The sequence below is a fragment of the Chryseobacterium daecheongense genome, assembly GCF_003729955.1.
Lineage (GTDB): Bacteria > Bacteroidota > Bacteroidia > Flavobacteriales > Weeksellaceae > Chryseobacterium > Chryseobacterium daecheongense.
On sequence record NZ_RJTX01000001.1, the window covers coordinates 264,835 to 285,733 of the forward strand.

Annotated in this window: 20 protein-coding genes and 1 tRNA gene; 12 read left to right on the forward strand and 9 right to left on the reverse strand. The window is 33.0% G+C overall.

The genetic code is table 11. The features are described from left to right. Positions 1–2: 2 nt before the first annotated feature. The 4 genes from EGI05_RS01120 to EGI05_RS01135 all read right to left on the reverse strand — a co-directional run bounded on the left by EGI05_RS01120 (position 3) and on the right by EGI05_RS01135 (position 4,136). The gene (locus EGI05_RS01120; RefSeq protein WP_123261239.1) at positions 3–2,255 is read right to left on the reverse strand and encodes a helicase HerA domain-containing protein; all 2,253 of its coding nucleotides are present in this window, start codon (positions 2,253–2,255) and stop codon (positions 3–5) included. Between the two features lie 14 nt (positions 2,256–2,269). Then, positions 2,270–3,301 (reverse strand): PIN-like domain-containing protein, encoded by a 1,032-nt coding sequence (locus EGI05_RS01125; protein ID WP_123261240.1) that lies wholly within the window; start codon positions 3,299–3,301, stop codon positions 2,270–2,272. A gap of 282 nt (positions 3,302–3,583) precedes the next feature. After that, a complete protein-coding gene (locus tag EGI05_RS01130) occupies positions 3,584–3,901 on the reverse strand; it encodes a hypothetical protein (protein ID WP_228428524.1) in 318 nt (105 codons plus the stop codon). 28 nt (positions 3,902–3,929) lie between these two features. After that, a complete protein-coding gene (locus EGI05_RS01135; RefSeq protein ID WP_228428525.1) occupies positions 3,930–4,136 on the reverse strand; it encodes a helix-turn-helix domain-containing protein in 207 nt (68 codons plus the stop codon). A 683-nt stretch (positions 4,137–4,819) separates the two neighbouring features. Here EGI05_RS01135 and EGI05_RS01140 point away from each other — a divergent pair. The 8 genes from EGI05_RS01140 (at position 4,820) to EGI05_RS01175 (ending at position 13,748) form a co-directional block, all read left to right on the forward strand. Then, positions 4,820–4,996 carry a DUF3606 domain-containing protein gene (locus tag EGI05_RS01140; protein WP_123261241.1) on the forward strand — a complete coding sequence of 59 codons (177 nt, stop codon included), beginning with the start codon at positions 4,820–4,822 and terminating at the stop codon, positions 4,994–4,996. Positions 4,997–5,209: 213 nt separating this feature from the next. Next, on the forward strand, positions 5,210–5,575 hold the full coding sequence (locus EGI05_RS01145) for a hypothetical protein (RefSeq protein ID WP_123261242.1): 366 nt from the start codon (positions 5,210–5,212) through the stop codon (positions 5,573–5,575). A gap of 92 nt (positions 5,576–5,667) precedes the next feature. Further along, complete coding sequence (locus EGI05_RS01150) at positions 5,668–6,507, forward strand: hypothetical protein (protein WP_123261243.1); 840 nt, start codon at positions 5,668–5,670, stop codon at positions 6,505–6,507. Positions 6,508–6,992: 485 nt separating this feature from the next. Further along, complete coding sequence (locus EGI05_RS01155) at positions 6,993–8,129, forward strand: ImmA/IrrE family metallo-endopeptidase (protein WP_123261244.1); 1,137 nt, start codon at positions 6,993–6,995, stop codon at positions 8,127–8,129. Positions 8,130–8,238: 109 nt separating this feature from the next. Beyond that, positions 8,239–8,706, forward strand: coding sequence for a hypothetical protein (locus EGI05_RS01160; protein WP_134197388.1), 468 nt, complete (start codon positions 8,239–8,241; stop codon positions 8,704–8,706). Between the two features lie 31 nt (positions 8,707–8,737). After that, entirely contained in the window at positions 8,738–9,529 is a 792-nt protein-coding gene (locus EGI05_RS01165) for a hypothetical protein (RefSeq protein WP_123261246.1), read from the forward strand. 1 nt (position 9,530) lies between these two features. Beyond that, positions 9,531–12,689 (forward strand): DEAD/DEAH box helicase, encoded by a 3,159-nt coding sequence (locus EGI05_RS01170; RefSeq protein WP_123261247.1) that lies wholly within the window; start codon positions 9,531–9,533, stop codon positions 12,687–12,689. Positions 12,690–12,839: 150 nt separating this feature from the next. Beyond that, on the forward strand, positions 12,840–13,748 hold the full coding sequence (locus EGI05_RS01175) for a hypothetical protein (RefSeq protein ID WP_123261248.1): 909 nt from the start codon (positions 12,840–12,842) through the stop codon (positions 13,746–13,748). Here the strand turns inward: EGI05_RS01175 and EGI05_RS01180 are convergent. Both EGI05_RS01180 and EGI05_RS01185 read right to left on the reverse strand, forming a co-directional pair. Beyond that, positions 13,683–14,471, reverse strand: coding sequence for a phage integrase SAM-like domain and Arm DNA-binding domain-containing protein (locus EGI05_RS01180; protein ID WP_123261249.1), 789 nt, complete (start codon positions 14,469–14,471; stop codon positions 13,683–13,685). The two genes, EGI05_RS01175 and EGI05_RS01180, sit on opposite strands and share 66 nt — an antisense overlap. 252 nt (positions 14,472–14,723) lie before the next feature. Next, positions 14,724–14,811: transfer RNA gene (locus EGI05_RS01185), tRNA-Ser, on the reverse strand. 611 nt (positions 14,812–15,422) lie between these two features. Between EGI05_RS01185 and arr the strand changes: the two genes are divergently transcribed. Next, positions 15,423–15,827 (forward strand): NAD(+)--rifampin ADP-ribosyltransferase, encoded by a 405-nt coding sequence (arr, locus tag EGI05_RS18205; protein WP_394337976.1) that lies wholly within the window; start codon positions 15,423–15,425, stop codon positions 15,825–15,827. A 78-nt stretch (positions 15,828–15,905) separates the two neighbouring features. Here arr and EGI05_RS01195 read toward each other — a convergent pair whose 3' ends face one another. The 3 genes from EGI05_RS01195 to EGI05_RS01205 form a co-directional block, all read right to left on the reverse strand. Further along, positions 15,906–16,805: a pentapeptide repeat-containing protein gene (locus EGI05_RS01195; protein WP_123261251.1), complete on the reverse strand. Its 900-nt coding sequence runs from the start codon at positions 16,803–16,805 to the stop codon at positions 15,906–15,908. A gap of 173 nt (positions 16,806–16,978) precedes the next feature. Next, on the reverse strand, positions 16,979–17,374 hold the full coding sequence (locus EGI05_RS01200; RefSeq protein ID WP_123261252.1) for a VOC family protein: 396 nt from the start codon (positions 17,372–17,374) through the stop codon (positions 16,979–16,981). A 113-nt stretch (positions 17,375–17,487) separates the two neighbouring features. Then, positions 17,488–17,904 carry a hypothetical protein gene (locus EGI05_RS01205; RefSeq protein WP_123261253.1) on the reverse strand — a complete coding sequence of 139 codons (417 nt, stop codon included), beginning with the start codon at positions 17,902–17,904 and terminating at the stop codon, positions 17,488–17,490. A gap of 245 nt (positions 17,905–18,149) precedes the next feature. On the opposite strand from EGI05_RS01205, the gene EGI05_RS01210 reads away from it, so the two are divergent. The 3 genes from EGI05_RS01210 to EGI05_RS01220 all read left to right on the forward strand — a co-directional run bounded on the left by EGI05_RS01210 (position 18,150) and on the right by EGI05_RS01220 (position 20,898). Next, on the forward strand, positions 18,150–18,524 hold the full coding sequence (locus EGI05_RS01210) for a helix-turn-helix domain-containing protein (protein WP_123261254.1): 375 nt from the start codon (positions 18,150–18,152) through the stop codon (positions 18,522–18,524). 78 nt (positions 18,525–18,602) lie between these two features. Beyond that, on the forward strand, positions 18,603–19,358 hold the full coding sequence (locus tag EGI05_RS01215) for an SDR family oxidoreductase (protein ID WP_123261255.1): 756 nt from the start codon (positions 18,603–18,605) through the stop codon (positions 19,356–19,358). A gap of 280 nt (positions 19,359–19,638) precedes the next feature. Continuing rightward, complete coding sequence (locus tag EGI05_RS01220) at positions 19,639–20,898, forward strand: aminotransferase class I/II-fold pyridoxal phosphate-dependent enzyme (protein ID WP_123261256.1); 1,260 nt, start codon at positions 19,639–19,641, stop codon at positions 20,896–20,898. Position 20,899 lies beyond the last annotated feature (1 nt).

Genomic DNA, 20,899 nt, shown 5'->3' on the forward strand with positions numbered 1-20,899 from the left:
AATCACTTATTTTTTATCTCAAACTTGTCAACTTGTACAGGAACTACAAACATATTGCTCAAAGTTTTTACTCGTAAAAACCCTTTATCTTGTGCTCGTCTTATTGAAGGTTCAAAATCTGCAAAATCATAGTATTTTTTAAGTTCTTTAGTTTCATCGGTATTATTTAAATGACTAATAAACCAATTAGCTGTGTTTTTCAGTATGTTTTTTTGAATACTGCTAATTTCTTGGGTAGCATATACCATACCTATTCGGTATTTTGAACCTTCTTTAGCTGTTCGTACCCATACATCAGAAAGATCTAAATCATTGCCTGCAGGTAAAATGTTATGAGCTTCTTCTAAATAAACTAATATTTCAGGGATATTGTCTTCTCCATTTCTAAAGGCACTTTGATTACCTTTAAAAATATGCCACATTATTCGAGTGGCAGACGATTTATTCAGTTCTGGTTCTCCACTAGATTGGTCTACAATCACTAGTTTACCTTGCAGTAAATCTTGATAAATATCATTGGCATAATCAGTTCCTATGTCTATCGTGTGTTGGATGCTAACACCTCCTATTAAGTTTATGGCTTTAGAATAGTTGAACATTTCAAGCAAGCTTTCCAATTCTGCTTCTGCCCATCCCTCACCGGTAGAATCGTCATCATTTGCATTTGCCCGATTGACTATATAATTCTGGTTAAAGGTGTTAAAGGTTGCGGTTGATAGAAAATGAAATAACCCTTCGAATGCAGGAAATAAACTATCCCATGTAACATCTTTTAAACCCAATGTTGCACCTGCTGCGTTAATTAGACCTTGTTTTTTAACAGCCCTAGTGTCAACGTGGTTTATCATTGCCATTCTTAGATCTTCATTAAAGATGCCACTTATATTTACAGTCCTCTTTGGCGGTGTAAAGCCAGCCTTATTTAGTAATGCTCTGTAGACAAGAACTCGTCTTTGATACCTTTTTAGTTGTCCTTGATATTCACTTTGATTCTCATAATCACTTTCAATCGGTTTATTAAAAGCAATCTGTCTAAAGTTCTTAAAATATTGGGCGGATTGATCTGCGATTTTAAAGTCAATAATTTCTTTCCCGATTTGTAGATTATCTTCTTCAAAGAAATTGATTTTCATTAATCTTCTGAAAGGATCTTTTGGATGTTTGAGAATTCCATAAGTTACAACTTCTGATTCTGCTATTGACTTAATTTCATCCCATATCTCTTTCCTTTTCTTAGGATCTTTTTCACCTTGATACTTCACCTTCAAATCATCTGATTTTTTTTTAAGCTCAACATCTTGTCGCCATATATTTTTCAGTGCATTAGGGTTACCGCCTCCATCTTTATCCTGCACATTTTCATTTGCATATTCTCCGTTAGGGTCAAAAATAATTTGCCCGATCCGAATCGAATTATGTTCTTTATTTTCGGGAATTCGTAATTCAAATACGGACTTAGCAATAATTTTTGTTGTATTTGATTTACCTGTTCTTGTCATACCAAATAAAGCCGACTTCTGTGATAATAAATCTGCCGGATAGATATATACAGGTACATTATCTACTTGTTGATGTTTACGATTTGTAGATGCATATCTTACAGTGCCCAATTTAACACGTTCTGTTTCACCATATTTTTCTATATGTGATTTAAGATTTAATGGGTCACAATAATTGACAATTTCTTCTAAAGCCTCAGCATTTGGTTTGAAAATTTTGAACCCTTTGTTTGAATAGTAATTTGAAATATCACTCCCAAATTTTAATTTCAATCCATCTTGAGGTTTATTTTCATCTTCTTCTAAGAAAAAGGTTCCAACAATTCTACAAGCAACTCCTGAAAAGCTGAGCACATGTCTTGTGTTTAAGTCCATCGATTCTTCGCCATCCCAATTTTTATCAACCTCTCCACTAATTCGTTGGCTAGTATTTATTCTTATACTTTCTGCTTCTTTATCCTGTGGGATTTGTGCAGCATCCATGACCCGCAAAAGAATTATAGAAGCATCTTCATCTTTATAGTCGATTTCATTTTCAGGATTAATTCGAGTGGCAATTAGAAAACTAAGACTTGGTATCCCTCCAACTTTCTGTCTATGGAAATCATGAACTAAAACTTTCCCCTCATCGTAATTAATAGAGTATAAATCTCCTACTAATTGGTCTTTTTGTATTAGTTTGGAAAAGATAGACTTAGCATTCCATTCTGGTTGTTTATTTTGCAAGTCATCAATTGACTTTTCAAATTGCTTCATAGTTATTAGTTTGGTTATTTATTTTGTTCTTCAGAAGAAATTCTTATCGCTTTCTCAAAAGAACTTTCTTTAGTTACTAATGATTTAGCATTTTCTTTAAAATTTTCATCTCCATTATCTTCAAGCAACATTTCTAATTCTCTTATTTCTTTTTCAATATCTCGCTCATCTGCTAAACGAAGGTTTCTAATTTCTTGAATGGCTTCTTTTGTAGTTTGCTGTGACAAATTCTTATTAGCCATTTCAAGAAATTTATCAGCTTGATAAATATTGATTCTTTTTCTCGTTTCTTCTTTAAATTCTTTAATTAATTCAGGTCTTGGGCTTATGGTTTTTCCTTTAAACTTATACCACCAATCTTCTTTTAAATCATCTGTGATAAGTATAATAGAATCATCAATTTCTTTAGCTTTCTCAATAACTTGTTTCCAAACAATTAAATCCCCAAATAAAGAACGATTGCCTTCATTTTGCTTCTCCTTCATATCCATGTACCCTGGAGGAGCTTTTTCATCATATCGCTTTTTCCCATCTCTATATAATTTTTCAAGATCATCCTTTGAAAAATCATCTCCAACTTTTCCATCTAATAGGGTACTAAGCTTTTCCCAAACAGGGTCATTATCCAAATAATCAGGATGTTTGCTTTCAAGAACATCTAGATCACGGCCTATAGAATCAAAAGCAGATTCAATTTGCTTTTTTAATTCTGCTGTTTGTAAATATGGGTGCTTTTTAAAGCCATTAAGTTTAGCTTCTATTTCACCTTTTTTTTTAATTAAGGTTTCCCTAATATCTTTATAAGCTTCTCTTTGGGCATTTATTACAACTAGTCTATTTTTTTGATACTCAAAAGCTGCTTGATAGGTTATCCAAATACGGTCTTTCACTTTTTCCAATAAATTAAAAAAAGCTTCTCTTGTACTAGGGGAATATCTGTATAAGTTCAATAGAACATTAGCATCGAAACAAAATATATCTTTCTCCCAATGTTGTTTAAGCTCTTTTTCATTTAACTTATAGTATTCACTAAACTTTTCTTTCATAAATAATCATATTTTCAAGATAGATATTAATTTATAAAACAAGTGGTCTATACCAAAATAATTTAGCGAAAATAATATACCTATTTATTAACTGCTTTATGGTTTTCCATAATCGATATTAAATTCGACTTAAATTCCTGTAAATTTAATTAAAATCTTTTCTTTTTTATCAAAATTTCCAAGTCACCTTTTACATTTTAATGAGTTTTATTTTTTCCATTTCTAAAACAATCAATCTAAATTTTTATAGGGCATTTGATTAGCTCATAATGCATCACTTATTTACTTTTTAGCTTTATACCTTAACTCCCCACCAAAATCCAACATCACCACCTGACTTCCCTGGAACGGATTATAAGATGGCTGATAATCAATATAGCCTGAAGAATGGAGATTCTTCAGACATTTATGATAGGTGGCTTTTGATCGGATTTTACTGATGCGCATCACTTCATCGCGGGAAATACTGACCGGATTTCGGAAACGGCTGAAATTCCAGAACTGGAATAAGGCTAAATAGAGGCTGATGTGTGATGGATTAAGCGTATTATCCTGAGCCACCTTTTCATAGAAAGCTGTAAGATGTTTGATATAATTCATAATTTGGTTTCGGTGATGTGAAATATCATTACTTCTTTTTCAGCATTTCTTCGATGTCTTTGTAATTATAGTATAATGTCCCGCCAACACGGGTGTAAGATAATGTTCCATTGATGCGTAGATTTTGCAATGTTCCGGAGGAGATTTTTAGAAGTGCTTTGACCTCTGACGAACGCAGCCATAATTTCTGCTGGGAAATCTTGATCTGAAATAGGTTTTGTAGGTCTTCCAGCAATTCGGTTCTAAATTCCTAAAGGTCTTCTTTGGTGATTAGGTTTACGATCATAACTACTTCATTTTTGTTTTTGACTTAGTTTTCTTCTACAAAGTTGTAGCATTAAAACATTCAAAACAATAGTGTTAGAGGGGCGTGGGCTAAATAAAAACAATCTGGATGATGCAGGAATCTTTTGGAGATTAAAAAAGAATAAATTGGAATCTACTAGATGGTTTACAAAGAAAAAAAGACGAGTTCCGAAGTCTTTTCCCCTTTTTGCAAAAAAGGCAAGAGAGTCTTGGATATAAAACTTAAAAAGTTTGTATATACAAAGACACATCTTGCTTATTTATATCGCTTATTTTTCAGAGCTCTGAAATCAAAATGCATTTAACTGATTATTAACCAGTTGTATTAATTGCTTTTGAAAAGAAAAAAGCAGAATAGACAATGATATCAGGGCTGTTTAATTTTTGAGCCGCATCGACAGTACCCGGCCCAAATTCTGCGCCGTGTTACTAAGCTCAATGAAAAAGAATTAAATGATTTGAATATGGAAATTGAACGTCTTCAAAAAGAATTTAAAAATCATAATATAAGAAAATCCTGACTAATGTTGGGATTTTTCATTTTACGGAAAACCGTAATGATATAATATAAAACCTCTTTATATTTACTTTACTAATCAAAAATTATTTATTATGAGCGACGATTTAAGTAAAAGAAGACCACAAGATGCAAGTAAAGTGAATGTAAACGAAACTTGGGAATTAGAATACTGGTCAAAAAAGTTTGGTGTTACCAAAGAACGTTTGAAAGAAGCAGTCAAGGCTGTTGGAACTTCTGCTGCTGAGGTACAGAAGTATCTTGGGAAATAATGCGAATTTTATAAGTAAATCCTGACAAGAGTTGGGATTTATTAAAACACTAAATTGTAATCATTCTGAAAAAAATTAGTAAAAATATTGACTGTAGATTTTATAATACTTATTATTTTTGTTATGTATGGAAACCTCTAATAAAATACAACTTTTCACGTTAAGTGACTGATTTTATAAAATTGTTTTTAAGTATTAATAATAAATTGCGACATGGGAAATCCTAAATTTAATTCAAAAATGCTAAAGTATTTTCTTAGTAGTGATAATGATGTAAAGAGATTTTTCCATACTAAATACATTGAATCCAAATCTGATTATTATGACTTTTTTAGTTATTTTTTGAATAAATATGGAATAGCTATTGGTATTGTTGCAAACATTCAACATAGTACAAATAAATATAGAGCTTACATAAATTTTGCTCCTAAAAATATCCTTAATGAACAGTCTGGAGAAGTTAATCTTATTGAAGATGTGAGTTCAGATGAAGCAAATGAAGTTTTGGCCGAAAAAATTATAGAGATGCTTGAAATGTCTACTTATAATGATTGGACAAATCCCTTGTTCAAGCTGTAGCTTTTGCTGTAAATGAACTTATAATAATATCTCCGTATAATCATCCAAATGGAAGTCAAAACATTGACTGTAAATGTTGCTAATACATTAAAATGATAGAAGATATATTTTTTCAAGACGAAGGACAAGTTAAAATTACTGCTGCTTCAGTTGGTATAAGTAGACTGCGTTGGACTTCTATTAAAGAAACTGACATTAATTCCAACAACTATCTGGAGATAATGAAGAAAAACAGATTTGATCATTTGCCAATAGAACCAACAAATGGAACTATTACTGAGTTTTTCAAAACTTTAGAACCAAACAAATTCGATAAAATTGAAAGACTTCAAATTACTTATGGTGACGTGATTCCTTTAGATACAAACATTAGAGATATTATAGACAAATTTGCAGATCAAAAAAAAACATTCTTTTTTTTACGATATCAGAAAAATATTTCCGGACTTATAACATTAGCTAACCTGAATTGTAAACAAGTTCAAATATATATTTTCAGTTTAATTTGTGAGTTAGAAAGAGAATTAGGAAACTTTTTGAATTCGCAACTAACAGATAATGAAATTAAAGAATGGATAGAAAGCAAAATTGATATAACTAACGCAAAAGACAAATACAAACTAATAATTGAGAATTACAATAGCCTAATAACTTCTGATTTAGAAAATCAATTAACGGAACACTTTTTTCTTGTTGACTTTTTTAAAATAATCTCCGATAAAAATCTTTATCGTGAATTTGGTTATACCAAAACGGAATGGCAAAACTTAGGTAGTATAAACGAGTTACGAAAGAGAATTGCACACCCAACAAGAAGTTTAATAGATAACGAAAATAATATACACAAGTTGCAAAAACGAATTAAAAATATAGAAGATTTGACATTTCGCTTGACAACGAGAAAACATACTAGTGAAAGACATTTATCGTAAGTGACGACAAGCCTAATAATGATTGTCTCTATCCACCACTATGCACAGCTCAAACAGTTACTATCTCTAATTTACATCTACAGAGGCAAAAGATTAATAGATGAAAATAAGTGAGTTGCCCTATCAAATAAGTTTAATTATGCTATGAGAGTATATGAAGCCAAAATCTTGAGCTCTTCGGACTTGATGTAATTAAAGAAAAACGCATTAAAGATCATGACGAGAACCGAAGTTACTTTTGCCTAAAAATGTAACTATATGATACAAAGCATGCTAACTTTGCTTGACTAACTAAAAAATTATTATTAATGATGAGTAATTAAAAAAACTAAAGATGAATCCAAAGTAAATTTAAACGAAGGCTAGGAACTAGAAAACTTTAAAAAATCAATATTTCCAAACTATATTATAAAAACTATTTTATTTTTAAATTATTTCATCATTTTTCTTAATTATATTTACATAAATTAATATTAACCTTTTTTATGTTCGATCTTCATCTCTTAGCAAAAAAATTAAATTCATGTCGATCTAGATTAGAATACTCTGTATATGAAGTTTCTGAAAATACTGGAATTGATATTGATCGCATCTTAAATTTTGAGAACGGCAGTCTTGAACCTAAAGGCGATGAAATATTAATACTGGCTGATTTTTTTAAAGAAGATTATAGATACTTTATAAGTAATCAACAATCATCTGCATCCGAAAACACTGACAGTCTATATCGTCAATTTGGTGGTGAGTTTTCTAAAGAAGATAGGCGAAGTATACAAGAGTTTTTGTTTTTATGTGAATGCGAAGCAGACATTTGGGAACTACTTGAAAAGAAAAACAAAAAATATGACCTGCCAATCAGAATTAATAACAATTTTATAGAGGAAGCTGAAGTTATTGCAATTCAAATCAGGAAATTTATTGGTTATAAAGATCATGAGCTTTTACAAAATATATTTGATGACTTTAGAAAGTTAGGAATACACATTTTCAGACGTGAATTAAACAATTCAAATTTATCAGGAATTTTCATTCAACATCCTATAGCTGGAAAATGTATATTAGTTAATTATTCGGAAGATTTATACCGACAAAATTTCACATTGGCTCATGAAGTTGCTCACTCGATTTTCGATACCAATTCAGAGTACAATGTGTCTTTCACACGAGAAAATCAAGATTCAAAAGAAATCAGAGCAAATCGTTTTGCCGCAGCATTTTTAATGCCTCAATCAGTTCTGAAATCGTTGAAAATTGTAAGTTGGACTGATGACCATTTGATTAAAGTAGCGGAGCAACTTAGGGTAAATGTTATTTCTTTACTTTACCGTTTAAAATCACTAAATATTTTAAATCACAAACAGGTTGAAGACAAAAGGAATCTCAAAGTTCCTACTTATCTTAAAGAAGATCCGGAACTTAAAAATCTTTCTGAGCGAATTGCTAGTTCTAAACTGAAAGTTTTAAAAAGAGGTTTATCAACTTCCTATGTCAGGGAATGTTATGAAGCTTATTCCAAATCGTTTATCTCCCAGAGTCGTCTTGCAGAAATGTTTCTTATACAAGAAGAGGAATTAAAAGATTTGTTGGCACTTTTTAACCTTAAACTAATTTATGAATTCTAATATTACTCAATTTAAGTTATATAATGTAATTGATTCCTGTTCTGTCTGGAACATCTTACTGTCTCCTATAATTTATCAGGCATCTTTGACGGCAGGTTGTTTCTACATAATGACCGGATACGTGGCTTATGAATGCCTTCATAAGAAAAGAAAATTAGGACTAAACACAACTTCAATTGAAAGATTGGAAAAAGAAATTAAAGCGGGAAAATTTACTACCTACAATATTACCATCGACGACTTACAGGACATAGAAATTCTCAACAATAGAAAACGACTTGGCAAAGGTGAGCTTTCTGCAATTGTATTTGCACAAAAAACAAGACAAGCATTTCTTACTGATGACAAGAAGGCTCGAAAATTAGGAAATGACGTTTTGGGCAGTGAAAACGTTCAAACAACACCTCATCTTGTAGGATATTGTTTCTATAAAAGACATTTATTAGATGGAGATTTTAATATTCTAATCCAAGAGCACACATCAACACTTAGTGGAAGTTGGGGAAATCTTAGTCCATATTTTCAGGAAGCCTATGAGTACAGTTTAAAAATTCATCTAATGGAAAAACAAACATAAAATAATTTATTATAATTAAAATACTTTAACCATGCCATTTATTCATTCCCATACTGATCATAAACCACTTTGTCATGAGACAGAATTGTTAATTAAAGATATACATATACTTGCTGAACAAGTAGGTTTATTGCTTCTGGGTAAACATCGTCATGTCGCCTCTATTCTCGCAGCCAAAAGTCGAAATATAACCTTCTCAACACAAACAATGATTGACCGTGCTCAAAGACAACTTACTGTATCAACAGAAATAGAACGTTGGAAAAGAGATGGATGGTTGTTTCAAATGATGACTTGGATTTCTGTGCGAATGGAGAACACAGGAGTGACCTTAGTTTCACAGGCACCACATACAAATCCAGCTCAACATGGTATAGATGGTCTCGCAATAGTTTTAACATCCACCAACAAAATAAGTGCTTTAATAATCGCTGAGGATAAATACACCGAAAATCCAAGGAAAACAATACTTAAAGAAGTATGGCCAGAATTTAAACTATTTGAAAAAGGAGAATTTGATAGTCAATTAGTTACTCAGACCACAATGCTACTTGGAAACTTAAGTGATGACGAGGTTGATGAAATGATTGAAAATGATATATACAAAACATCTAATCGAATTTATCGAGCAGGAATAACACCACTACATAAAAATAATACTCCCACAAAAAGAAAGAAACTTTTTAAAGGATATGATCTTTGTGTCACAGGATCTCTACAAGGTAGGCGTCAAGCGCTGACTTTTAGCCAACCAAACATAAGAGACTGGATGGATGATTTTTCGGTAGAGATTTATAATTTTTTAGAAACACAAAGGTCATAATATGTATAATTCGATAACAGCTAGTATTATAAGTAATGCCCCAAGCATCGATGGTTCTGAAACTGATAATCTTCCTCAATATTTAACGAAAATATACGCACGTATCGTTTCTGTAAGACGTAGAATAGATGGAACTAGGAAAATATCAAAAAGGTTAAATCAAGATATAAAGGAATTGAGAAAGCTGGCTAACAACCTAGAGTCTCTAACAGTTCTTACCAAAGATAATTCTAAGCGAATACCAGCGGCCTTTGTTGCCGCAACAGCTCATAACCTTCTTCAACTTATTAAGGATAATGTTTATAATAGGTTTACACACGAACTAGAAACACAAAGTGTCCCAAGCTGGATTTCTTCTATACTTCTTTTTCTTATAGGAGATAGTCCTGCAGATGCAGCTGAGATTGCTAATAGGATAAAAACAAGTTCAGAACAAAATTTAAAGAGCCAGCTTTGTACAGCCATACAGTTTTTGGCTAAAGGTGAGCTCAGCAGCATAAGAGCAATTGTATTTAATGAAAGACAATATACAGTTGAAGAAGAAGATTTAGAAGCTGAAGATTATCTTTGGTCGTGTTTGCTTCTAGGATTAAAACAAATGGCTGATGTGCTTTTAGGAATTGCAGATATTGAAATGAACTATTTTGAGAAAGTTATTGATTTAGCTGTAGAAGAACTGACCTTTTACGAGATAGATATTAAAAGCTGTTATGCGGGGCCATATCATCTTGCTCTACTGTTAAATATATTACAAGACCATTTGCTGAGCCGAGGCGTGATAAATGTAAACCCGCCATTAGGTATCGATTCATTTGATTGGATACCTTTTTTACAAAAGCTAGCTAGCTCGAGACCATACCTATGGGAAAATCATTTTGATGCTGTTAAAACAGGATTCTTAAACTTTGGAAATTCAGCCGTGTTAACTTTTCCTACTGGTGCAGGTAAGACAACTATTGCAGAACTTAAAATAGCCTCGACAATAATGACTAGCAAATCCGTTCTTTATCTCGTACCTACTCATGCTTTAGAAGATCAAATAAACAGAGATTTAGCTAAACTGTTCGATAATATGGGATTAGATCTCATTAATATTGGCGGCGAGTTTACTGATTTCGGTGGCGAAGAGCTACAAATAATAAATGTGATGACTCCAGAACGTTGTCTCACTCTACTTGCAATGAATCCTGAACATTTTGAAGAAATAGGACTTATTGTATTCGACGAATTTCATTTAGTCAATTCTAGGATAGATCGTCTCGACAAGCGTAGTCTAGATGCAATGTATTGTTTATTAAGGCTTTTCTCTGAATTACCTAATGCTGACTATTTATTAATATCGGCTATGGTTGAAAACGGAAAAGAAATAGCCTCATGGATTAGTAGTATAACTGGTCGTAACTGCGAAGCATTTACTTCAAATTGGAAACCAACAAGGCAACTTCAAGGATGTATAATCTATCCTAATGAGGAATTGACATCATTCAAAAAAATCATCAAGGAAGCAAAAATGAAAAAACCGACAGGGGGCCCTCCAAAGTTGCTAAAAGAAAAGATAATTGTTACTCCCTATCAAATTTTTAGCCTTAGAAATGTTTGGGATGTAAATCGCTCTAATGATTTTTTTGTCAGAAAATTTTTCGATAAAAAAGTTAAGTTGGAAATGAATAATTTTTGGAGAATAACTGGTAATCGTAACCAAGTAGCGGCTGAGTTAGGAGCGCATTTCGTTCAATCAGGCATGAAGACATTAATCTTTGTAAATAACCCAACCGTTGCCAAAAGCACCGCTCGTACTTTGAATGAACTTTTAGAAGAAAGGATTTTAGATATAGATTATTTTAATGCTCAAAATTCTCGAAGAATAAATAGTCTAGAAAAAGAATTAGGTAATTTGAAATATTCTTTTTTCGACACTAGTAAGCAAGTTGTTGCACATCATGGACTACTCCTTCCTGTTGAAAGACAATTAAATGAAACATTATTTAAGGCTAAGGATGGGATACATGCAATAGTTGCAACAGCAACTTTAGCACAAGGGATTAATTTGCCCGCAGAGGTTGTAATCATTGCTGGTGACGACCGATTCGATGAGGATACTAATGGTTCTGAAGAACTATTGGCGCACGAGATTTTGAATGCAGCTGGTAGAGCTGGTAGAGCCGGTATGGCAGCTCAAGGCATTGTCATTTTAGTTCCTAGTAAAATTATCACTTTTGAAAATAGGTCTACATCCCCAATAGCCTGGCAGGATTTGCAACAAAGAGTATTTTCAAAAAGTGATCAATGCCTTACAATTATTGATCCTTTGACACAATTTCTGGATGAAGTGACAAGCAGAGATGATAGTGATCTCCTGCCACAAGATTTGAACAGCTTAATGTTGCGTTTGCATAATGATGAGACAGAGACTACTTCCGTAAAAACTATCTTTAAAAATTCTTTTGCAGCCTTTAAAGCCGAACAAGATGGCGACATTACCTTTTCAACAAAGGTGGATGAACTTATTAGGAAAAGAGATATTTTACAATCAAATCAACATTTTGAAGACTGGGTTGAGACAGTAAGCTTAAAGACAGGTTTAGATCCCATTATTATACAGCAATTAGGTACAAATCTTCATGAGATGAATGTGGAGGATTTATTTGATTTTTCAGTTATAGAATGGATAAATTGGTTTTTCGAGTGGCTTGATGGTAATGAGCTAAGATTTAGTGAGATATTTTCTGGTAGTAACATTCGTGCTCAATTTGCAAGGTCTTTAGGACTTAAGGTTTCAAACTATCAGATTTCAGATATTGTTAACAAAATTTCAGATATTGTTCCAATACTTAAAGCTTTTATTAACGGTGAAAATTATGAAACAATCAATTCTGCTATTCCTGGGAAATCAGACGAATATTTGACAAATGCAAGACACTTTATTCTAAGACTAATTCCGCAAATCAGTTTTGCAATGGGTGTTGTTTCATTAATTTTGAGAGAACAACTGCTTTCACTTGGATATGAACAAGAAGATTTTCCTTACATTGTCAGGAATCTGGCTACTTTAGTTCGGGAAGGATTAGATACTGAGGAAAAATTACAATATAAAATGAACCATAGAAGGTTATTACGTGTTGAAATACATCAAATTTTTGAGGGTTATGGTGATTTGTGATTATATCTGAATTTCACGTAATTTTTCAGAATTTCTTTTAAGCTTATTAAATCATTTTATTCTTATCCCCCCTTTACTTTATAAAGAGAATATACAAAATCTAATAGAGTTGAAATTATTAATCAAGAAAATGTATAAAATTTAATTTTAATGGATAGTCAAATTAGAGGAACCGAAGGAGAAGAATTTGTTAATCAGTTAGCTTTCTCAACATTTTTTAAGTATTGGTGCTACCCAAGTCCAAAGTTGGAAAATGGTAATAAAAAAGAAATCTGTGATTTACTAATTATTTTTAAGGATATAGCCATAATTTTTTCAGTAAAGAATTATGAATTTAAGGGTAATCATAATCGTTATTTCAACAATACTATTTCCAAAGCTACGAAGCAAATCAATGGGGCTTACAAAACTTTATTTTCAAGCAATGAAGTTCGAATAAAACATCCTGATAAACAATTTGAAGAAATTTTCCCTAAAGATTCTATAAAAAAAACCTTTAGAATTATAGTAAATCTAGGTGAGAATGTCAAATTTTATCCATTCAGCTCAATTACCAATAATGGTGATTTTATAACATTATTTGATAGAGACTCTTTTGAAACAATTATCAGAGAACTGGATACAGTCCCAGACTTTATTGATTATATTGAAAAAAGGGAAAAGCTTTTTAAAGATAAATTTACCATTATTCTTCCTGCCGAAGAAGATGACTTTTCGGTGGAAACACAAAAAGAATTCTTTTCAATAACAGAAAATAGCTTTGACAATAATACAAAAACAGTCCTACTATCAGGCACTGAGAAAGATTTACTAGCTCATTTTTTTGAAAATAAGAGAGAGTTTCCTGATATTTTAAATGATGAAACAGTAAATGGATTTTACTTAGTCATAGACAATAAATGGAATGAATTTATTTCGAAAAAAAGATTTGAAAACAAAAAAGAAGCTGACAAAATAAGTTATTTCGTTGATGGATTTGTTGAAAATGAATTATTAATAAATAACATAGGCCAATCCGGTATAGCAGCTGAAAAGAAAAATATCCCGCACTTGGTTTAATCGATCTGATGCAAATTCCTTTTCATAAATCATCTGGATCTCTTCTTTGGTAAGATAAGGACGTTCCACAGCTTTTATTTTTGCTTTATAGCCGAGAAAAGGATCTTTCGTGATCCATCCGTGCGCCATACATAATCGGATGATCTTTTTGAAATTCTTGAGGTATTTCACAGCGGTATTGTTTCCACATTTTCTTACACTGCGCAGCCAGAAATCATAATCACTGACAAAACCGTGATCGATTTCCATAATATCAATATCAGAAACTTTGTATTTCCAGTTAATGAATTCCTGTGTATGTTTTAAAGAAGTTTTGTAACGTTCCAATGTTCCTGGGGCAAAATCCTGACCGACCAAAGCCTCCACTTTGTCATTATGCTCTTGGAATATCGGAATAAGCATTCTTTGCTCAATATCAGTTCCAAGCAGTTTAGATTTTAAACTCTCTGCAGTCACAAAGTTTTCTTCTTTCAGCATCAGGTAGTGGAAATCGTAAACTTTCTGTTCCAAAGTTTTAAGATAGAGATTCAGTGTTTTAGCTTCCTGCGAATTACCTAACGCTTTGTGTGCTTTAACATCCCATTTTTTCGGATCGATATACCTTTTGGCAGCAATGTCTGCTGCCTTGCCGTCTATCGTAATTCGTAAGTAGATGGGAGCGGTTCCGTTGGTTCTGATTTTATTCTTTTTGATAAAGAATAACAGGTTGAATGTTTTGTTCATTGTGTGATAACTTTAATGGTTTAATAATTTACTTTTTGTTACCACTTTTTGCAAGATGTACAACCGTTAGACTTCCTATTGGTCGGGTTTTCCTTGATTTTTCATGACCCATTTTTGTAATTTTTTGAATGGGACACGAAATAGGACATATAAATCGTGACCTATTTTGTTTTTTTTTGATACTGCGCTTAAAACAAAAAACGCTGTAAACATCAATGTTTACAGCGTTTTAGCTTATTTTGGTTTCCCAACTGGCGGAGAGTGAGGGATTCGAACCCCCGGACCTGTTACAGTCAACAGTTTTCAAGACTGCCGCAATCGACCACTCTGCCAACTCTCCTGAATTCCGATTATATTATCATTTTCAGTGGTGCAAATATAAGATGTTTTTTATTTCTGACAAAACAGTTGGGGATTCTATTTTAAGGAATCTTTGGTTATGTGTACCCAGTAATAAATCATGGATTTGTAACACAATAAAATTTTTCAAAGAAAAGGTGTTATCTTTACTGGTTTTGTGCATTTGTAAAATTAATCACATATGCCAAGTAATGTGAGTATCAATATATGCTGATCCATCTATCAAATACAACCATTAAAAATAATTAAAATATGGAATTTTCACCGTTCAACAATGTTGTTAAGCTTTGTCTTCAGGGAATGAGTATGGAAGAAAAAGAGAAACCTGAAGAAGCCCTTGCCTTATTCCTTCAAGGTTGGAAAGAAGCGACTAATGACCATGAGAAATTTCTTGCGGCATATTATGTATCCAGACACCAAAAAACGGTCAACGACCAATTGAGGTGGCTTGAAACAGCATTGGAACACGCTTTAAAAATCAATGATGATACTGTTAAAAGTGCTTTTCCTTCCATGTATTTAAATATTGCCAAATGCTATGAAGATTTAGGCAATACAGAAAAATCAAAAGCTAATGCTGAATTGGCAGGGATGTATAAAAATAATCCTTCGGATAAAGGTCCGTTTTATCATGGGACAAAAGCAGATTTACAGATTGGTGATGTATTGACAGCAGGCGGCAATTCCAATTATAAATCTGAGCTTACAATGAATCATATTTATTTTACAGGTCTGGTGAATGGGGCAGGACTTGCAGCGGCATTAGCAAAAGGTGATGGACGTGAACGTGTATACATTGTTGAACCAACTGGAAATTATGAAAATGACCCGAATCTTACAGATAAGAAATTCCCGGGTAACCCAACCCGTTCTTATCGTTCTGAAGCACCTTTGAAAATTATAGGAGAAGTAAAGGATTGGGTGAAGCCAAGCCCTGAAGAGCTTCAAAGATTCCAAGAAAAACTGGAAGATCATAAAGGAGAGATCATAAATTAATAATATAAAAGTCTATTGTGGCTTATGAATAAAGGACTTCACTATGAAGTCCTTCTTTGTAGTATGGAATATTGTTTTTTATATTGTTAATAATGTGATGCCACTCAGGTCGGCTTTTCCGTTTTTCAAGAATTCATAAGTGATACGGTCAGCCTGGCAATCAATAAACCGGATTTTTTTCAAGCTTCTGCATTTAAAGAAAGTATTGATAAGGATTGCATTCTGGAAAGTGACCTTTGTAAATTCACAGTTCTCAAAATAGCAGTCCTCCAGTGTTCCTTCAAAAATAATATCGGAAATCTGAGAGTTGGTAAATGAAGTATGATGGAGTACAGCATCGGTCATATTATTTTTTTCAAAACCACCGGAAGTGATTTGGGCCCCAGTGAAATCAGCCCCGGAAAAATCGCAGCCACTGGCATAGCTTTCATAAAATTCGGCATCTATCAACGAGCAATTTTTAAACGAATTGTTTGCCAAATGCGAACTTTGAATATCGCTGCCCGTAAAATCAGAGCCTGAGAAATCACAATGATCCACATTATTTCTTTTCAGAAGCAGGCCCGACATATCTGAACCGATAAATTTACAGCGCTGCATATTGGAAGAGCTGAATCTTTCATTCAAATTTTTTAAGCCGGAAAAATCTGCATCCAGCCAGTTGCCGCGTGACATATCCCAGCTTAGTTTCTTTTCCTGCTTTCCAGGCGATAAATCATATGATTGCTTAGCCTGAGGTTCAAAAGGGACTGTTTCAGAAGAAGCTATCGACTTGAAATTTTCTGAAAAATAGTTGAGGTCAATGCCCATAATTTCAGCAAGCCTATTAAGAGTAATGATATCGGGGACAGACTCTCCACGTTCCCATTTTCCTACGGCTTGCGGACTGATAAATAACTGCTCTGCTAATTGCGCCTGAGAAATATTTTTCTCTTTTCGTACTCTGGCAATTTTACTGCCAATGATCTTTGTATCCATAATATTCTGGTTTATATTCAACACTGCAAAGATATTTTGGCTTGTTCATGCAATTACTATACATATAGAACCTGTTGGTTGTATTTACGCTACTTATAGTTGTATTTAACAACCATTGGTTGTATTGGAGTGATTTTGAATATTCAGATACCAATTTAAAGAAAAAATAGATATTACATTCCTTTTTCCATTAGTAAGATATTAAACTTATGTCCGTCAGGATCTGCAAAAGCAAAACCGTAATAATTATTTTCGTCCCTGTTCAATTCATGGGAAATGCTGCCTCCTGCTTTTTGAACTCTGTCTTTCCATTCTCGCACTTCTTGTTCAGATTCTGCTGAAAGAGTGAATATGATTTCATTAGTAGTGAATCCGGGAGGCAAATAGTCATCTATTTTGGTACCTTGTTCAAAGAAATGGATCACAAAATGATCTTCCCCAAAAAGAAAGCTGGCTAATTGAGGATCATTGTTAGATTGATTGGGGGTAAACCCTAGTTGTGTGTAGAATTCATGTGTACGTTTTGCATCTTTTACACTAAAGTTGGCCCATATTTTTTTAGATTTCATAGTCTTGGATTTTAAGCGGAATAAAGCAAAAACCGGGCAAATGATTTTATAAATTCAATAAAAAATCCACAACCGTTATGATTGTGGATTTCTACTAAAGTAATATATTATAATTAAGATTCGGTCTTCATTAATCTGTAATTCAATGAAATCGGTTCTTTACCAAATAAACAGGCAAATATATTTTGGAATTCATGGATATATTTGCATCGGATGGCATTGCCATAAATTTTAAGTCCGTCGACAATTTTTCTGGAACTTAAATCAATATCGTACTTTATAAACGGTTCAGGTCTTTCATAACGGATTCTCTGTTCAGAGCTGTATGTTCTGGAGAATCCAAATTTTTCAAGCCATTCTTCTGTAATTTTTATGGGCTTGATTGTTTCTGCCGGGACTGACACACTTTGGGTGTCATTTTCAATTCGCACAAAATAATTTCTTTCATTGTTCTGGAATATCTCAGCAATAGTGAAAATCTGATTTTTATATTCCACTAAATTTCTAATCTTTAGATCTGCAACGTTCATATTATTATATTTTTGTGTAAGGTTAAGGTATTAAGTGAGTGTGTTTGGTAGAGAATATGGCTGCAAATATTATGCCTTATAGATTATTTTTTTTAAATAATATATTAATTATGATGTAAATAATTTAGCAATTATTCATAATTGATTTATATTAAGCATTGATACACTGCGGCCTAACTTCCGAAAAGTTCACCATATTGTTGTATGAAACTTTTTTAAATTTATATCCTGATTAAGTGAACACTATGAATAATGACGAGAAAGCTATAAAAAGAAGTGAGGAAATTACCCATAATTATTTTTCCTTTTTAGACTGCCATATTCAGGATGTCATTCAGGGAAATACCTCTGAATTTATGGAGCTCAACGAAATTGCCGGTAAGCTTGCCGTTTCACACACTCATCTCACAGATACCATTAAAAAAGAAACGGGAAATCATCCTTGTCATTTTTATGACGCTAAAATCATTGAGCAAATTAAAATGATGCTTTTAGATACAGATAAATCTATAGCCGAAATAGCTTTTGTTTTCACTTATGACCCTTCTAATTTTTCAAAGTTCTTTAAAAAATGGACGGGGCTTACCCCGGGAGCATTTAGAAAACAAAACTTTAAATAAACAACTTCCGAAAAGTTCACCATATTTCATCCGTCTTTCCTTGTCATATTTGTACTGTAAACAAATAAATATAAAATTATGTCACAAAATGATTTAAGAGGTAGAGTAGTACTTATTGCGGGTGGTGGAAAAAATCTGGGCGGATTGTTAAGCAGGGATTTTGCTGCAAAGGGAGCAAAACTGGCAATACATTATAATAGTGAGAGTTCAAGAGCGGAAAGTGAGAAAACATTAGCTGAGGTAAAAGCTCTTGGGGCAGAAGCATTCTTATTCCAGGGGGATCTTACTCAAATAGAAAATATCACCAAGTTTTTTGATGAAGCCATTATGACCTTTGGTGGAATTGATATTGCGATCAATACAGTGGGAATGGTCCTTAAAAAGCCGATTGTAGACACTACGGAAATGGAATTTGATACCATGTTCAATATCAATTCAAAAGTAGCTTATTTCTTCATTCAGGAAGCCGGTAAAAAGCTCAATGATCAGGGTAAAGTTTGTACTATTGCCACTTCTTTATTAGCCGCATATACAGGGTTATATTCAACGTATGCGGGAGCTAAAGCTCCGGTGGAGCATTTTACAAGAATGGCATCCAAAGAATTTGGAAATAGAGGGATTTCGGTAACGGCAGTTGCGCCTGGTCCTATGGATACGCCATTCTTTTATGGACAGGAAAGTGATGAGGCAGTAGCATATCATCAATCAGCTTCAGCATTAGGCGGATTAACCGATATTAAAAATATCGCACCGTTAATAGAGTTTTTGGTAACCGACGGTTGGTGGATTACCGGTCAGACGATATTTGCCAATGGAGGATATACGACAAGGTAATTGATTTTAAAGTTTTATAAATGAGGCGATTGTGAAAGCAATCGTCTTTTTTTGTGACAAATTAAGAATTTGTTCCATTTTTTTGTTAATTTAATAGAAAAATAAAAACAACAAATGAATAGTTAAATTCTTAGAAAAATCACCTTAAAAATGTGAAATAATCTGATTTTCAATAGATAGTTTAAAAGAATACCACACATAGTTTTTTTTTAATTAAAGGTTGAAAATCTGGCTTCAAAAATCATATATTTGTTTCTTTAAACAGCTAAAACAATTAAGGATGAATATTGATTTTTTAACAGCCACATTTAAGGATTTTGAGAATATCCCGGATTACGATATTGCTCAAAGAGCAGATTATTTTTATGAATTTCTGAATCATATGAAATCTAGAGGACACATGAATTACAGATTAAAAAATGTTTCGGGAACCAATGCAACATTAAATATAAATATTGCAGACCAGAAAAAGGAATATGTAAGTTTCGTTTCCAGTGATTATTTGGGATTTACACAACATCCCAAAGTAAAGCAGGCCGCTATTGAAGGGATTGAAAAATATGGAACAGGTACAGGAGCTACACCTCTTATCGGGGGATATTTTGATTATCATTATGCATTGGAAAAAACAATCGCCAATTTTTTCGGAAGAAATGAAGATGAAGCAGTAATCTATACTACGGGATATACGGCTAATAGTGCCACTTTGCAGATTTTAATGCATAAAGAAGATTTGGCTATTTTAGATATGGCTGTACATGCCAGTGTGCATGAAGGATGTGCTTTTACCAATAAAAAAACATTTCCGCACAATAATTTGGAAGCTTTGGAACACATTTTGAAGATATCTGAAAATACGTACCGTACAAAACTTGTTGTAGTAGATGGAGTATATTCCCAGGATGGTGATACTTCGCGTCTCAATGAGATATACGATCTTGTAAAAAAGTACAATGCTTACCTTATGGTGGATGATGTACATGGTGTTGGGATTTTAGGTGAAACCGGAAGAGGAACAATAGAGCAGGCTGGCTTACTGGATAAAGTAGATTTCATCACAGGTACATTCAGCAAAACATTTGGTAACTTAGGAGGATTTGTGATCACGAATAAAAAAATCGCATCATTCCTTAAATTCCAATCCAGACAGCAGATTTTCTCAGCAACAGCTCCTCCTTCTTCTTTAGGAATCGTAAAAGCAATCGACTTGATTGATGAAGAACCTATTTGGAGAGAAAAGCTATGGAACAATATCAATTACTTTAAAAAAGGTCTTGATGATTTGGGTCTGGATACCGGAGTTACCTGTTCTGCAATTATTCCCGTGAAAATAGGAGATCAGAATAAAATGTGGGACATCGGAAGAATACTGATTGAAAAAGGAGTGTATACCAATCCTATTATGTATCCTGCCGTGGCAAGAAAAGATGCACGTATCAGAATGAGTGTAACAGCCAGACATGAGAGAGAGCATCTGGACAAAACATTAAATGTATTTGATGACATTAATAAAAAAATGCATATCGCGAAAAAACAATAAA

Coding starts and splice junctions, on each gene's coding strand:
- EGI05_RS01120 (WP_123261239.1), bottom strand. CDS start 2,255: ATGAAGCAATTTGAAAAGTCAATTGATGACTTGCAAAATAAACAACCA.
- EGI05_RS01200 (WP_123261252.1), bottom strand. CDS start 17,374: ATGAAATCTAAAAAAATATGGGCCAACTTTAGTGTAAAAGATGCAAAA.
- EGI05_RS01125 (WP_123261240.1), bottom strand. CDS start 3,301: ATGAAAGAAAAGTTTAGTGAATACTATAAGTTAAATGAAAAAGAGCTT.
- EGI05_RS01210 (WP_123261254.1), top strand. CDS start 18,150: ATGAATAATGACGAGAAAGCTATAAAAAGAAGTGAGGAAATTACCCAT.
- EGI05_RS01150 (WP_123261243.1), top strand. CDS start 5,668: ATGATAGAAGATATATTTTTTCAAGACGAAGGACAAGTTAAAATTACT.
- EGI05_RS01220 (WP_123261256.1), top strand. CDS start 19,639: ATGAATATTGATTTTTTAACAGCCACATTTAAGGATTTTGAGAATATC.
- EGI05_RS01145 (WP_123261242.1), top strand. CDS start 5,210: ATGGGAAATCCTAAATTTAATTCAAAAATGCTAAAGTATTTTCTTAGT.
- EGI05_RS01130 (WP_228428524.1), bottom strand. CDS start 3,901: ATGAATTATATCAAACATCTTACAGCTTTCTATGAAAAGGTGGCTCAG.
- EGI05_RS01140 (WP_123261241.1), top strand. CDS start 4,820: ATGAGCGACGATTTAAGTAAAAGAAGACCACAAGATGCAAGTAAAGTG.
- EGI05_RS01175 (WP_123261248.1), top strand. CDS start 12,840: ATGGATAGTCAAATTAGAGGAACCGAAGGAGAAGAATTTGTTAATCAG.
- EGI05_RS01155 (WP_123261244.1), top strand. CDS start 6,993: ATGTTCGATCTTCATCTCTTAGCAAAAAAATTAAATTCATGTCGATCT.
- EGI05_RS01205 (WP_123261253.1), bottom strand. CDS start 17,904: ATGAACGTTGCAGATCTAAAGATTAGAAATTTAGTGGAATATAAAAAT.
- EGI05_RS01160 (WP_134197388.1), top strand. CDS start 8,239: ATGACCGGATACGTGGCTTATGAATGCCTTCATAAGAAAAGAAAATTA.
- EGI05_RS01195 (WP_123261251.1), bottom strand. CDS start 16,805: ATGGATACAAAGATCATTGGCAGTAAAATTGCCAGAGTACGAAAAGAG.
- EGI05_RS01170 (WP_123261247.1), top strand. CDS start 9,531: ATGTATAATTCGATAACAGCTAGTATTATAAGTAATGCCCCAAGCATC.
- EGI05_RS01180 (WP_123261249.1), bottom strand. CDS start 14,471: ATGAACAAAACATTCAACCTGTTATTCTTTATCAAAAAGAATAAAATC.
- EGI05_RS01215 (WP_123261255.1), top strand. CDS start 18,603: ATGTCACAAAATGATTTAAGAGGTAGAGTAGTACTTATTGCGGGTGGT.
- arr (WP_394337976.1), top strand. CDS start 15,423: ATGTATAAAAATAATCCTTCGGATAAAGGTCCGTTTTATCATGGGACA.
- EGI05_RS01165 (WP_123261246.1), top strand. CDS start 8,738: ATGCCATTTATTCATTCCCATACTGATCATAAACCACTTTGTCATGAG.